This is a genomic window from Paenibacillus sp. LS-5, from assembly GCF_056121505.1.
In genome coordinates this window covers 61,107-74,009 of record NZ_JBWAVA010000015.1, presented here as the reverse complement: position 1 = coordinate 74,009, position 12,903 = coordinate 61,107, and the positions used below count along the sequence as shown (strand labels likewise).

Genomic DNA, 12,903 nt, shown 5'->3' with positions numbered 1-12,903 from the left:
GCTGTATTCTTTTTTTGAGAAAGCTGATGTCAGCCAAACTTAAGGCCTATGCTTTCGAAGCGAGTTTTGTCGAAGCAATTTCACGGTAGCCTATGCTTACAAAACTTTTAGGAGGAACCTATGAAACTGAAAAAACTGTTGTCACTTAAACAATGGTCCCATATCTTCCGTAACTCCTGGCAGTATGTCATCTCGCCGAATGTGGCTATGTCGGACAAGCTGCTGTTCACCATACCGGTAATATTGTACTGGGTACTGCCCGATATCATGCCGTTTCTCCCGATTGACGATATTGGCGTGACGATGCTGCTCATGGGCTGGTTTGTCTCGCGTATGGAACGTAAATATCCGGCTCTTGGCACCGGAAGATGATGTTTAGACAATTTTCCACGCCTCATCTTGATCTATTTCGCTATTATGGTTGCTTTTGCGGGCTGATTTCCTTAAAATAAATTATTGAGTATTTAAACTATAGATGCCTGGGAGATGGATGAGGATGAACGTCAAAATTACCCGCAATGCGGCTAAAGTGATAAAGAAAACGATGGAACTTGAAGGTAACAGCGAGCTGAAGCTGCGCGTAGCCATTACACATGCCCACGGCGATCATGCCCACTATGGCCTCGACCTGGACACGCCTAAGGAAAATGATGTAGTGGTATCCACGGATAAAGAAATTGATGTAATTCTTGATCCGAACCAGCCGCTGCTGGACGGTGTGAAGATTGATTATTTGTACTTCCCCGAAGAAGGTTTTGTCATCACTAATCCGTCTAAAGGAAATCATGGCGATCACTAAGTGTTCGCCCGTATTTTACGGACATAAAGAAGGGTTGCTCCATGGCTAACGATATACGCGTTTGTGACGAATGTAATCATATCAAGATGAAAAGTATCCTCCCCAAGCTGCGCAAGATGGCGCCGGACGCCGAGATCAAGACTGGATGTATCTCCTATTGCGGGCCTTGCGGCAAACGGCCGTTTGTCTATATCAATGGCCGGTATGTCAGTGCCCCTACTGAAGATGAGGTTCTGGCCAAAGCCCAGGCGTTTGTCAAACAGCCAGTTACTAAGGAGTAGGCACTGTGTTATATCATCACCTCCGCTGAGTGAAGCGGAGGTTTTTTGCTTTTGTAGGCTCCGGGAAACGTGCTTGGGTGTGCTCGGAGGGGTATGATAGAATGTTGAAGATTATCAACATCAGACAGATACATAGGAGGTAATGGAGCCAAAAGAAGCATACTGCTGCGGTATACGGCAATGAGGAAAAGGTGGGTCGCCCGAATCTGCCAGCGGGATGTAATTGCAGAAAGTGCGATCATTCTATAAATCAAAAAAACGGACATGATCCTTCTCGGGATCTGTCCGTTTCTTGTTGCAGAGCATGCACCATAACCCTATGCATCTTATTGCTGATTGCGTGGTGGGAGTGGACCCAGGTATTGATAATACTGGCATTCAATCCGTCCGTTGTACAGCTTGCGCCGTTTGTCCGCCTTGCGTCCGTAGAATTGTTCGAATTCCTTATAGGGGCTGATGGCGAAAAAGGACCAGGTTGGAAGATACAGCATCATTTCACCAAATTGCCGGGTGAGCTTCTCTACTTCCTTGTCATTGCTGATGCGTTCCCCGTAGGGAGGATTGGTGATGATGCAGCCGTATTCGCCTTCAGGTCTGACTTTGGCAGCAGCGATAGCCTTAAACGTGATTTCTCCGGCGAGTCCGGCACTCTTGGCGTTGGCTTCGGCGATTTCAATCGCTGCGGGATCAATATCTGTCCCGGTCAGCTGCAGCGGATAATCGTCCCGCACTGCGTCGAAGGCTTCCTCGCGTGCTTCTTCCCAGAGGCGCTTCGGGATTTCCGGCCAATGTTCCGACGGGAAGGAGCGCCGCAGTCCTGGCGCAATGTTCCAGGCAATCATCGCCGCTTCAATTAGGAGTGTACCGGAACCGCAACATGGATCAAACAGCGGACGGTGACCGTTCCAGCGGCTGATCTGGATCAGCGCGGCAGCCATAGTCTCCTTCAGCGGTGCTTCCGTCGCCTGGCGCCGGTATCCGCGTTTGTGCAGTGCGGGACCAGTGGTGTCCAGCGTAATCAGTGCAGTATCGTTCAAAAGGATCACTTCCACTACATACCGCGGTCCGTTCTCCGGGAACCATTCGGTACGGTAGGATAGCTTCAGCTTTTCGACGATGGCTTTCTTGACAATCCCCTGACAGGCAGGTACGCTGGTAAGCTGGGATTTATGCGACCTTCCTTCTACGGGGAATTCTCCGTTTTCGGGAATCCAGTCCTGCCATTCTATCGCCTTGACGCCTTCAAATAGCTCGTCGAAGGTTTTGGCTGGGAACTGGCCCATTTTCACCAGTACACGATCAGAGGTCCGAAGCCATAGATTGCAGCGGCAGATATCTATGTAATCCCCACTGAACAATACCCGGCCATTCTCGACCGTGGTCTCATAACCCAGTTCGTTCAATTCACGTGCTACGACAGCTTCCAGCCCCATGGGGGCGGTAGCGATCAGTTGTAATTTGCCCAAATTCGCTCAACTCCGTTTGACTTGTAGATGAATACATATAACCTTTACAATAAGGGAAGCGTGCTTCCGGTAATCCTCATATGGCTTGCCTATCCAGTATAGGGGAAGGAGGGACGCAGCACAATGCCCGTCCTACCGTATTTATCCCGATTGATGTTCCAGGAACAGTACTAACCACAAAGGAGAATACCTATGCCCGATCAAGAAGAATACAGTGAATATTTATATACAGAGGACAAGCTGCTGCTTAAGGTGAAGCAGACCATTAAGGACAGCGGTATGCCTGAAGTATCCATAGCACCCGGTTATGGACGGCTGCTGACGATGCTGGTTGCAATGTCGCGTTCCACCCGCATTTTGGAGATCGGCGCACTCGGCGGGTACAGCGGTATCTGCCTTTGCCGCGGGCTAATCAACGGAGGGCGGCTGACCTCGCTTGAACTGAAGCCCGAATATGCAGAGCTTGCCGGACGGCACCTGGAAGAGGCCGGATACGGTGAAGCTGTAGAGTACAAGCTCGGCCCCGCGCTTGACAGCCTGAAGCTTCTGGAAGCGGAGGGCCGGACCTTTGATTTTTTCTTTATTGATGCCGATAAGGAGAACTATCCGAATTATCTGGAATATGCCATCAAGCTTGCATCGCCTGGGGCGGTGATCGCCGGAGATAATATTTTTCTGCGCGGACGGACATTGAATACAGAGAAGAATGGACCGGCGGTACAGGCCATGCGCCGTTTTAATGAGATGATTGCATCTGATGAACGGCTGACAAGTACCCTGCTCCCTGCCTACGATGGCTTGGCGCTGGCTATGGTTAAATAGTACTGCAAGCGCTGATCTCATCAGCGGAACAATCGCGGCGGGGATCCTTTGTACAGCTTCAGCCGTACCCATACCGTGTTGACGAGCAGGAAGCCGCCGGAGATAAGGAATAATCCTTCAATGCCGATATAGCCGGACAAAAAGCCGCCGATGACAGCTCCAAGCATGTTTCCCAGAGCCAGCATGCTGCTGTTGAAACCAAAGGCCCGGCTCTCTTTACCGTCAGGAGTATAGGAGCGGATGAGAGCATTCACGCTAGGCAGCAGGCCGCCCATGAAGACACCCATGAGGAAGCGTACGATAATCAGCTGCCAGACCGTTGTCACAAAGGCCTGCGGAATGATAAACAGCGCTGCGCCGATCAGGGCGTAGGTAAGTATACGGTGAGCGCCAATCTTATCGCTCAGCTTGCCGAGCAATGGCGATGTAAGCATGTTGGACACACCGGTAACCGCGCTGACGACTCCTGCCCAGAATGCAATGTCCACGGCGCTGCCATGCAGTTTCTCAACATAGAGCGGAAGCAGCGTCATCGGTGCAATCATGGCGAACTGGAGGAGGAATGTTACACCGAACAATGCCGGCAGCTGCGGAACCTTAGCCAGCTCTTTGAAGCCTGCAAGCACGGAAATCTGCGGAGCCTGCGCCGCTTCGGCACGGTCGAATTTCTCTTTCACGAGAAATAAGGCTAGCAGGGATGCAGCGAATAATAGTGCGCCCACGATATAAAAGATTGGGCGGTACCCGATCCAGTCGGCCAGTGCGCCGCCGATCAGCGGACCCAGAATGGTCCCGGCGACGGAGCCGGACTGCATCAGCCCCATGGCAAAACCCATGCGGGCTTTCGGGGTATTGCCCGATACAAGTGCGATGGAGGCCGGATTGAATCCGGAGATCGTCCCGTTAAGCAGGCGGAGCAGCAACAGCTGCATAGGCGTCTGGGCAAAGCCCATCAGCACAATGACCAGCGCCATGCCGAAGCTGGAGCGCAGCAGCATGATTTTACGCCCGTATTTATCGGCCAGCTTACCCCAGAGCGGCTGGAACAGGAACGAGGTCATGAAGTTAGCTGCAAAAATAAGACCGGCCCACACTCCGAGCGCATGGCCCTGAACTCCGAGGTCCTTAGCCAGATATAAGGATAGAAACGGGGTAATCATAGTCATACCGGCATTAACCAGAAATTGACCGAACCAAAGCACGATGAGGTTGATTTTCCAGGTCTCCCAGTTCTTCAAAGTGCTTTCACTTCCTTTCAAAGGATTCAAAGATCACGAGCTCTCAAAAAAAGACATTCAATCATTATATCATAGTTTCAGAGACGGAAGATGCAACACTTGTCATAGTAATGTCATGGGATTGTCATTCCCTCGTTGGTTCGGCTGTTGTTCCGAAGTTTTAAAAAGAGCATAATAAAGGATAAGCGTTAACCCACATTCTATCAACTAATGGAGATCTTATCATGACCTACAATGATACTTTTATCCGCGCCTGCAGGAAGCAAGACACGGAGCACATTCCCGTATGGTACATGCGGCAGGCTGGCCGGTATGATCCCGAATACCGTAAAATTAAAGAGAATTACTCGCTGCTCGAAATTTGTGAGCAGCCGGAGCTGGCAGCAGAGGTTACTATGATGCCTGTTCGCAAGCTGGGCGTGGATGCAGCCATTTTGTACTCCGACATCATGAATCCGGTGGCTTCACTGGGAGTAAAGTTCGACATCGTGAAGAACATTGGCCCTGTTATTGAGAACCCGATTCGAAGTGCAGCCGACGTGGACCGCCTGAAGCCTATTGATGTGGAAGGCGATCTTAGCCACATCCTGAAGACCATTGCTATCTTAGACAAAGAGCTCGAAGTGCCGCTGATTACCTTCGCAGGAGCACCTTTCACGATTGCGAGCTATCTGATCGAAGGAAGACCTTCCAAGAGCTATCACCGTACTAAGGAATTGATGTACAGTCAGCCGCAGGTATGGTTCAAGCTGATGGATAAGCTTGGGGATATGGTGATCACTTATTTACGTGCCCATGTAGCCAGCGGCGGTAAAGCCTTTCAGCTGTTCGACAGCTGGGTAGGTTCACTCGCTCCGCTTGATTTCGAACGCTTTGTGCTGCCGACCATCTCCCGTATTTTTGCCGGGCTTTCAGATCTTGATGTGCCGAAGATTTATTTTCCGGGTGTCAGCTCTGGAGAGCTTCTTCCAAGCCTCACGAATCTTCAGGCCGATGTAATCGGGCTGGACTGGCGCGTCAGCATTACTGAAGGCAGACAGCGCACCGGCGGCGGGTTTGCTGTTCAAGGCAATCTGGACCCTTTTCTGCTGACGGCTCCAATGAATCTGCTCAAGGAACGGGCAAAAGCTATTATGGATGAAGGCATGCTTGAACCAGGTTACATTTTTAATTTGGGACATGGTTTATTTCCCGAGGCGTCTTTGGACACGCTAAAGGAACTGACTGAGTATGTCCATGACTATTCCCGTGAGACTTTGAAGAAAACCGAAACCACCCGTTTATGATTATGACCGGATCACTTATGGTGCCCATTATCTGCAGAAAGGGATGGAATATATGACTACCAAAATTGGTGTACTCGTAATGTCTTACGGCACTCCTGAAAGTCTGGAAGGGGTAGAAGCATATTATACACATATCCGCCGTGGCAATGCCCCGTCTCCAGAGCAATTGAAGGAATTGAAGGACCGCTATGAAGCCATCGTCGGCGGGGTTTTTCCGCTTCGGGAAAATACGGATCGTCAAGTGGAAGCGCTGCAAGCCGCGCTGAACAGCAGTTATTCCGGCAAAGAGGTAGAATATGTCTGTTACCAAGGACTCAAGCACGCCCACCCTTTTATAGAGGACGGTGTGGAAGCGATGGTCAAGGACGGCATTACCCAAGCTGTAGGTATTGTCCTCGCCCCTCACTACTCCGTCATGAGTGTCGGCACCTATATCAAACGCGCCAAGGAAAAGGCGGAAGCCAGCGGAATCGAAATGGCCTTCGTGGAGAGCTATCATCTTCATCCTGAACTGATTGATGTTCTGAGCCGCAGAGTGTCAGCCAAGCTGGACCTGTTTGAAGAAGCAGGTGCAGCACGCGACGAGGTCCGTGTATTATTCAGCGCCCATAGTCTGCCGGAACGTATTTTGTCCATGGGAGACCCTTACCGGGACCAGCTGCTGGCAACCTCTGAGGCTGTCGCTAAGTTAGCGGGAGTCAGCTCCTGGCAGTTCACCTGGCAAAGCGCTGGCCGTACTGCCGAGCCATGGCTCGGACCGGATATTCTGGTGACGATGCACGAGCTTAGTGAAGCGCAGGTCGAATATGTGCTGGTTGCTCCGGTTGGCTTCGTCTCCGATCACTTGGAGGTGCTGTATGACCTGGATATTGAAGCACAGGCGTTGGCCTCTGAACTGGATATGCGGCTGATGCGTATTGACTCACTCAACAGTGACCCGGCGTATATGTCTGTGCTGAGTGATGTGGTCCGCACCAAGGCCAAAGAGCTGAAGGTGGGGCAATCATGACTGGCACTGCCCGCAAAGTTGTAATTATCGGCGGAGGCCTCAGTGGCCTCAGCGCCGCTTTTTATGTCCGCAAATATTACCGCGAAGCTGGGATTCAGCCGGATATCATTGTGGTAGAGAAGGATGGGAGTCTTGGCGGCAAGATAGAAACGCTGCACCGCGAGGGTTTTGTGATTGAGAAAGGACCGGACTCTTTTCTGGCCCGAAAGACGGTGATGAGTGATCTGGCGAAGGAGCTGGGAATCGGTGATGAGCTAGTAACCACGAACCCGAATGCCAAGAAGACGTACATACTGCAGCGTGGCAAGCTGCATCCCATGCCGGCCGGACTTGTGCTTGGCATTCCCACGGAACTCAAACCGTTTCTGAAAAGCGGTCTCGTTACTTTTGGCGGCAAAATGAGGGCAATGATGGATTTTGTCATTCCGCCACGGCGCAGTTCCGAGGATGAGTCGCTGGGCGAACTGATCGAACGCCGGCTGGGGACAGAAGTTCTGGAGAATATGACCGAGCCGCTACTTGCCGGAATTTATGCCGGAGATATGCGCAAGATCAGCCTGCAGGCTACGTTTCCGCAATTCGGTGAAGTAGAGCGGCGGTACGGCAGCCTCATTCGCGGGATGATGATGGGACGGAAGCCGGCTGAAACGCATACCGGTACCAAAAAAAGTGCCTTTCTTACCTTCCGCAAAGGGCTCCAGAGTCTGGTCCAAGCCTTGATACATGAATTGCATGATGTCGAGCAGCGGACGGGAACGGGTGTTACAGCCATCAAGGTAATAAGCGGTACAGAGTCCGCATTCCCTGCCTCGCAGGTTTCAGGAGCAGCTCCTACACCTCGTTATGAGGTAGCACTGGATAACGGGGAGACCTTGACAGCAGATGACGTGTACGTCACAGTCCAGAATTTTGCTGCTGCGGAATTGCTTCGTCCCCATGTGGATGTGTCAGCACTGGACAATGTTAACTATGTATCGGTTGCGAATGTAGTCATGGCTTTTGAGAAAAAGGATATTGTGACTGAATATGACGGTTCCGGTTTTCTGGTTCCGCGGAAGGAAGGACGAAATATTACGGCCTGCACCTGGACATCCACCAAATGGCTGCATACCAGTCCTGATGACCGCGTGCTGCTCCGCTGTTATGTCGGCCGTTCAGGTGATGAGCAGAATGTAGAATTACCTGATGAGGCTCTGGCTGAACTAGTGCTCAAGGATCTCCGGGAGATTATGGGCATTTCCGCCAAGCCGTTGTTTACGGAAATTACCCGGCTGAAACATTCCATGCCGCAATATCCGGTGGGACATCCATCGAATATTGCCGGTCTTCGCAGCGAGCTAGAACAGAAGCTGCCTGGAGTATATGCATTTGGTGCAGGTTATGACGGCATTGGCATGCCAGACTGCATCAAGCAGGCTAAGCTGACGGCAGAGAAAGCTTCCTTCAACTTCAAGGATCAACCGGAACAGTCCGTAGTAATGAGTTAACAGTAACGGTGAAGTGCTCCGTAAGGCGCGCTTCACCGTTTTTGCTTGTCTTCTTTGGAGTAGCCTCTCTATTTTGGAGGATGGGGCGGGACTTATGCTATAATAGAAACAATTTTAGGATAAAGGAGATTACTTGCATTCATGTATCCGCCGCGTTCACGTACCCGAAAAAACAACAAGCCAAGCAACAAGCGCCGGCGCAGAACGGTTTGGGCATGGATTAACGTAAGTCTGCTTCTCATGATTGCTGCTCTGTTGACTTATGCTTTTCTGGGCGATCCAGATCCAAGCGGTGATCCACCGCCGGCTGCTGCAATATTTAGTTCTCCATCACCGGAGCAGGGGGATGCGGAGCCCGAACCTACGATTTCGGCTCAGCCTACACCCGAACCTTCGCCGGCTGCGGAGTCTTCATCTGAACCTTCTGCAGAGACGACTCCAAAGACGACTCCAGTTCCTACGGAACCTGGCCCATCCCTTGCTCCTGAAGCAAGCTCTGTACCGGAAAGCACAGAAGATCCCGTAGATAAAGGCTCCACCAGCAATTCCAGTAGCAGCCAGATTTCGGGCCTTCCAGAGAATGCTGGGAAGACCGTGAAGCTGAGTTTTGCGGGAGATGTCATTTTTTCAGGTAAAGCGGGTGAAATCCTGCAACAAAAAGGCTACGATTATTCGTATGCTGACCTGGATGGCATGTTCAAGAAGGATGATCTGAGCATTCTTAATCTGGAGACGCCAATCACCACCGGAGGGGTAGGCGCAGCCAACAAGCAGTTTGTATTCAAGGGAGAGCCTAAGGCGCTGGATTCTTTGAAGGCTGCCGGTGTAGATGCGGTGAATCTGGCGAACAACCATACCCTTGATCAGGGTGAGGAAGGCCTGCTGGATACACTTAATCATTTGAACAAACGTGGCATCCCGTATGTAGGAGGCGGAGCGAACGCAGCCGAAGCATATAGCGCCAAGTATTTTGAACGAAATGGCATTCGTATCGCTCTGCTTGGTTTCACACGTGTATTGCCTGCAATGGAGTGGCAGGCGCAGGCTGGCAAACCTGGAGTAGCTTCAGTGTATGACAGTGCGGAAGCGCTGAAGGTTATCGCTGGCGCCCGCAAGAAAGCTGATCTTGTCATTGTAATGGTACATTGGGGCAAAGAACGGATGGAACAATATGATTCGGTCCAGCAAGCGCTTGGGCGCAGCTTCATTGATGCAGGCGCAGATCTGGTCATGGGCGGGCATCCGCATGTGCTGCAGGGGATTGAGCCCTACAAAGGCAAATGGATCGCTTACAGCACCGGCAACTTTATTTTCACCCGTTCGCTGACCCGAGCCACCTGGGATACCGCTGTGTTTCAGGCAGAGTGCAGCGCACAGGGGCAGTGTTCAATGAAGCTCAGTCCGATGAGTGCGGAGCTGGCTAAGCCCGTGCCCATGAATGAAGTGGACGGCCAACTGCTGCTGCACAAAGTGCAGTCCCTGTCCTCCGGCCTTGTGAAGATCGGCAATGACGGGAATGTAGTTCAGGTTGTCAAGTAGGGGCAGACATTGACCATACTTCTGCCGGAGGTGCTTATGATGAATAATTTGTGTGTGGCCCATCGCGGGTTTTCGGGTAAAGCACCGGAGAATACCCTTGCTGCCATAAGAATGGCCATTGCCCTTCCTTATGTACAATGGATGGAGATTGATGTTCAACTCACGAAGGACGGTGTCCCCGTAGTTATCCATGATTTCTCGCTTGACCGCACCACCAACGGACATGGCAAAGTCAAGAATATGGATTATGAACATGTCCGGCGCCTTGATGCTGGGAGCTGGAAGGGCAGGGCCTTTCGCGGAGAACGCGTTCCCTCCCTGGAAGAGGTGCTGCAGTTAGCTTGTGGCAGGTTACGGTTGAACATTGAGCTGAAGACAAGCGGGGATATGTATCCCGGGCTGGAAAAAGCGGTGATTGAGCTTGTCAACACACACGGCATGCGTGATGAGGTGGTACTGACCTCGTTCGACGCCGGTGCGCTACAGCGAATTAAGGAGCTGGACCCGCGTTACCGCACGGGATTGATCTACGACGCAAGGTCTGGCGACCCGGCAAGGAAGCTCAAGGAGCTCGATTGTTCTTTTCTGTCGATCAGCTTTGACCGGCTGAATCCGAACCTGGCCAAGCTGCTCGCTGAGCGCGGGGTGCGGGTCATGGCCTGGACGGTGAATAAGGCGAAAGAGATGCGCCGCCTGGCCGAAATGCATTCAGAGATTATGATCTGTACGAACCGTCCCGATATTTGGGGCGATACGTTTTTGTAAGAGTAGCTTATGCTTATAATTGACAGGGAAGAGAGCTGAAGCATACATGTGCGCTGACGTTAACAATATCTATTGTGTGGGACGAAATTACAAGCAACATGCGGAGGAGCTGGGCAACAAGGTACCGGTGGAGCCGCTGATTTTCCTTAAGCCTTCGCATGCGGCGGTTCCCCTCGACAAAGCCATTATCGAGCTTCCAAAAGATGCCGGACTGATTCATTACGAAGGTGAGATTGTTCTGCGGATCGCAAGGGATTATGTACCTGGCATGAGCGTACAGGAGCTGGTGGATGTGATGGCCCTGGGTCTGGATTTCACTCTGCGCGATGTGCACAACGATCTGCAAAAGAAAGGTCTGCCCTGGACGCCTGCCAAAGGCTTCAAGAACGCTGCACCGTTGACTCCCTATATTGCGTTTCCGGATACGGAAGAGCTGGAAGCAACGGATTACACCGTTCGCAAGAACGGGGTGGAGGTCCAGCGCGGGAACGTCAAGAACATGATTTTTTCATTGCAAAAAATTGTGGAATTCATTGCAGCACGTTACGGATTGGGCAAAGATGATATTATTTTTACCGGTACTCCGGCTGGTGTTGGCCCTGTGGCTTCAGGCGATTCGTTCGAGCTGTTGTGGGGCGATCGCTTAATGGGCACCTGCCTGATCGGTTAGCCTATGCCTGCGGGACTTGAAGTGTTGCAATGGGCAATCGGCTTCTGCGGTGCTCTGCTGGTGGCCGGAGCGGCTTATTATAAGCAGTCGCTCAGCTTATCCGGTATGCTAGCTGCGGTTGCTATGGGGACGATCTATTTCGGGGCAGGGAATGCCTTTTGGTTTGGGATTTTGCTGCTGTTCTTCATCTCTTCCACCCTGCTCTCGAAGCTCCACCATGAGAATAAGGCAGAGCTGGAAGCCACCTATGACAAAACAGGGCGCCGGGATGCCGGCCAGGTCTTCGCCAACGGCGGCCTTGGCATGCTGCTGGTACTCTTGAACGCCATCTATCCCTTGGAGCTATGGGGATATTTGTTCATCGGCGTCATGGCGACTGTAACCTCGGACACATGGGCGACGGAGATTGGCACCCTCGCCAGGAAGCCGCCCCGCTCTGTGCTGACGGGGCGTATTCTGCCGCCCGGCACCTCTGGCGGTGTCTCGCTGCCGGGAACCCTGGCCGCCGCTGCAGGCGGCGCCCTGATCGGCGCTGCCTCCTGGCTGCTGAGGGCAGCCTCCGGCATGCCGGGGCACTCAGTCCTGCTGCTTACGCTGGCAGGACTTCTTGGGGGCCTCGTCGGCGCCTTCGCCGACTCGGTTCTAGGGGCCACGGTGCAGCGTATGAACCGCTGCACCGTATGCGGCCGCGAGGTAGAAGCCTCGCGGCATTGCGGCCAGCCCACGGTCTATGCCCGTGGCTGGCGATGGATGGATAATGACGCAGTCAATGCCGTCAGCTCCATTCTGGGTGGCGTTGCCGCTCTGTTGATCGGTGGTCTATAACACCAGGCGCAAGAGGTACATGCTTTTCATATCATGAATACACCAATATCCGTAATATTGAAGGGGGTGAACCGGTGAGCAGCGCGTCCATTCACAAACATACAGCCATTCTGGATGCCGCTTACGAGCTCTTCGGTTCAGGCGGTTTCTACGAAACGAAGATGTCGGAAGTGGCTGAGCGTGCAGGGATTGCCAAGGGCACGGTCTATTTATATTTCAAAAATAAAGAGGATTTGTTCATGGCGGTCACCCGGCGGGACTGTGAAGGATTTCTTCAGCAGCTCGAAGTTAAGCTCCAGGCCTGCAGCAGCTTGAACGCGAAGCTGTCCGTTATTGCAGAGCATCACTTATTTTACTATTATGAACGCAAGCAGCATACGAAGCTTTTCTTTCGGGCGCCGAACAACAACCCTGAGCTGGTAGCCTACATGGCGCGTTTTATGGAAGAGTATATGCAGGCAGTAGTGAAGGTGCTGCTGGAAGGCGGGGCCTATGAGCCGGAGCTGATGGCGAAGTCGTACATCGGTATGCTGGACCGGCTGAAGATGGATATCCTGTTTGATCCTTCCTTCTCGGAAGAGGATGCGAACCAACGAACGAGGTTTGTAGCCAGTCTCTTTATCGAAGGTGCAGTTGCTAACATGAATGCATCACTTGGAGATTTACCGGCAGGGCAGTAAGTTGTACAGATCCGGTTTAAAATATTAGGCAAGCGA

At 52.2% G+C, this 12,903-nt stretch carries 14 protein-coding genes; 12 read left to right on the top strand and 2 right to left on the bottom strand.

Annotated features, from left to right (window positions below; genetic code table 11):
• Positions 1-120 precede the first annotated feature (120 nt).
• From AC0MA3_RS19945 to AC0MA3_RS19935, 3 genes are all read left to right on the top strand, one after another.
• Positions 121-372, top strand: coding sequence for a hypothetical protein (locus tag AC0MA3_RS19945; protein ID WP_379153828.1), 252 nt, complete (start codon positions 121-123; stop codon positions 370-372).
• A gap of 124 nt (positions 373-496) precedes the next feature.
• Complete coding sequence (locus AC0MA3_RS19940) at positions 497-799, top strand: HesB/IscA family protein (RefSeq protein ID WP_038589576.1); 303 nt, start codon at positions 497-499, stop codon at positions 797-799.
• Positions 800-840: 41 nt separating this feature from the next.
• Positions 841-1,080 (top strand): YuzB family protein, encoded by a 240-nt coding sequence (locus tag AC0MA3_RS19935; protein WP_379153824.1) that lies wholly within the window; start codon positions 841-843, stop codon positions 1,078-1,080.
• A 326-nt stretch (positions 1,081-1,406) separates the two neighbouring features.
• Here the strand turns inward: AC0MA3_RS19935 and AC0MA3_RS19930 are convergent, their stop codons facing one another.
• Positions 1,407-2,546: a THUMP domain-containing class I SAM-dependent RNA methyltransferase gene (locus AC0MA3_RS19930; protein WP_474657449.1), complete on the bottom strand. Its 1,140-nt coding sequence runs from the start codon at positions 2,544-2,546 to the stop codon at positions 1,407-1,409.
• A gap of 192 nt (positions 2,547-2,738) precedes the next feature.
• On the opposite strand from AC0MA3_RS19930, the gene AC0MA3_RS19925 reads away from it, so the two are divergent.
• Positions 2,739-3,368 carry an O-methyltransferase gene (locus AC0MA3_RS19925; protein WP_474657448.1) on the top strand — a complete coding sequence of 210 codons (630 nt, stop codon included), beginning with the start codon at positions 2,739-2,741 and terminating at the stop codon, positions 3,366-3,368.
• A gap of 20 nt (positions 3,369-3,388) precedes the next feature.
• On the opposite strand, the gene AC0MA3_RS19920 is transcribed toward AC0MA3_RS19925, so the two are convergent.
• Complete coding sequence (locus AC0MA3_RS19920; protein ID WP_379153817.1) at positions 3,389-4,606, bottom strand: MFS transporter; 1,218 nt, start codon at positions 4,604-4,606, stop codon at positions 3,389-3,391.
• Positions 4,607-4,830: 224 nt separating this feature from the next.
• On the opposite strand from AC0MA3_RS19920, the gene hemE reads away from it, so the two are divergent.
• The 8 genes from hemE (at position 4,831) to AC0MA3_RS19880 (ending at position 12,867) form a co-directional block, all read left to right on the top strand.
• Complete coding sequence (gene hemE / locus AC0MA3_RS19915; protein WP_474657447.1) at positions 4,831-5,892, top strand: uroporphyrinogen decarboxylase; 1,062 nt, start codon at positions 4,831-4,833, stop codon at positions 5,890-5,892.
• A 52-nt stretch (positions 5,893-5,944) separates the two neighbouring features.
• Positions 5,945-6,901, top strand: a complete 957-nt coding sequence (gene hemH, locus AC0MA3_RS19910; RefSeq protein WP_474657446.1) for a ferrochelatase — start codon at positions 5,945-5,947, stop codon at positions 6,899-6,901.
• Positions 6,898-8,388, top strand: a complete 1,491-nt coding sequence (gene hemG, locus AC0MA3_RS19905; protein WP_474657445.1) for a protoporphyrinogen oxidase — start codon at positions 6,898-6,900, stop codon at positions 8,386-8,388. The genes hemH and hemG overlap by 4 nt, the downstream gene beginning before the upstream one ends.
• 141 nt (positions 8,389-8,529) lie before the next feature.
• Positions 8,530-9,927 (top strand): CapA family protein, encoded by a 1,398-nt coding sequence (locus AC0MA3_RS19900; RefSeq protein ID WP_474657444.1) that lies wholly within the window; start codon positions 8,530-8,532, stop codon positions 9,925-9,927.
• Positions 9,928-9,966: 39 nt separating this feature from the next.
• Positions 9,967-10,692, top strand: coding sequence for a glycerophosphodiester phosphodiesterase (locus AC0MA3_RS19895; RefSeq protein WP_474657443.1), 726 nt, complete (start codon positions 9,967-9,969; stop codon positions 10,690-10,692).
• A gap of 46 nt (positions 10,693-10,738) precedes the next feature.
• Positions 10,739-11,362, top strand: coding sequence for a fumarylacetoacetate hydrolase family protein (locus AC0MA3_RS19890; protein ID WP_474657442.1), 624 nt, complete (start codon positions 10,739-10,741; stop codon positions 11,360-11,362).
• Positions 11,363-11,386: 24 nt separating this feature from the next.
• The gene (locus tag AC0MA3_RS19885; protein ID WP_474657513.1) at positions 11,387-12,187 is read left to right on the top strand and encodes a DUF92 domain-containing protein; all 801 of its coding nucleotides are present in this window, start codon (positions 11,387-11,389) and stop codon (positions 12,185-12,187) included.
• Between the two features lie 74 nt (positions 12,188-12,261).
• Complete coding sequence (locus AC0MA3_RS19880; protein WP_474657441.1) at positions 12,262-12,867, top strand: TetR/AcrR family transcriptional regulator; 606 nt, start codon at positions 12,262-12,264, stop codon at positions 12,865-12,867.
• Positions 12,868-12,903: the final 36 nt, after the last annotated feature.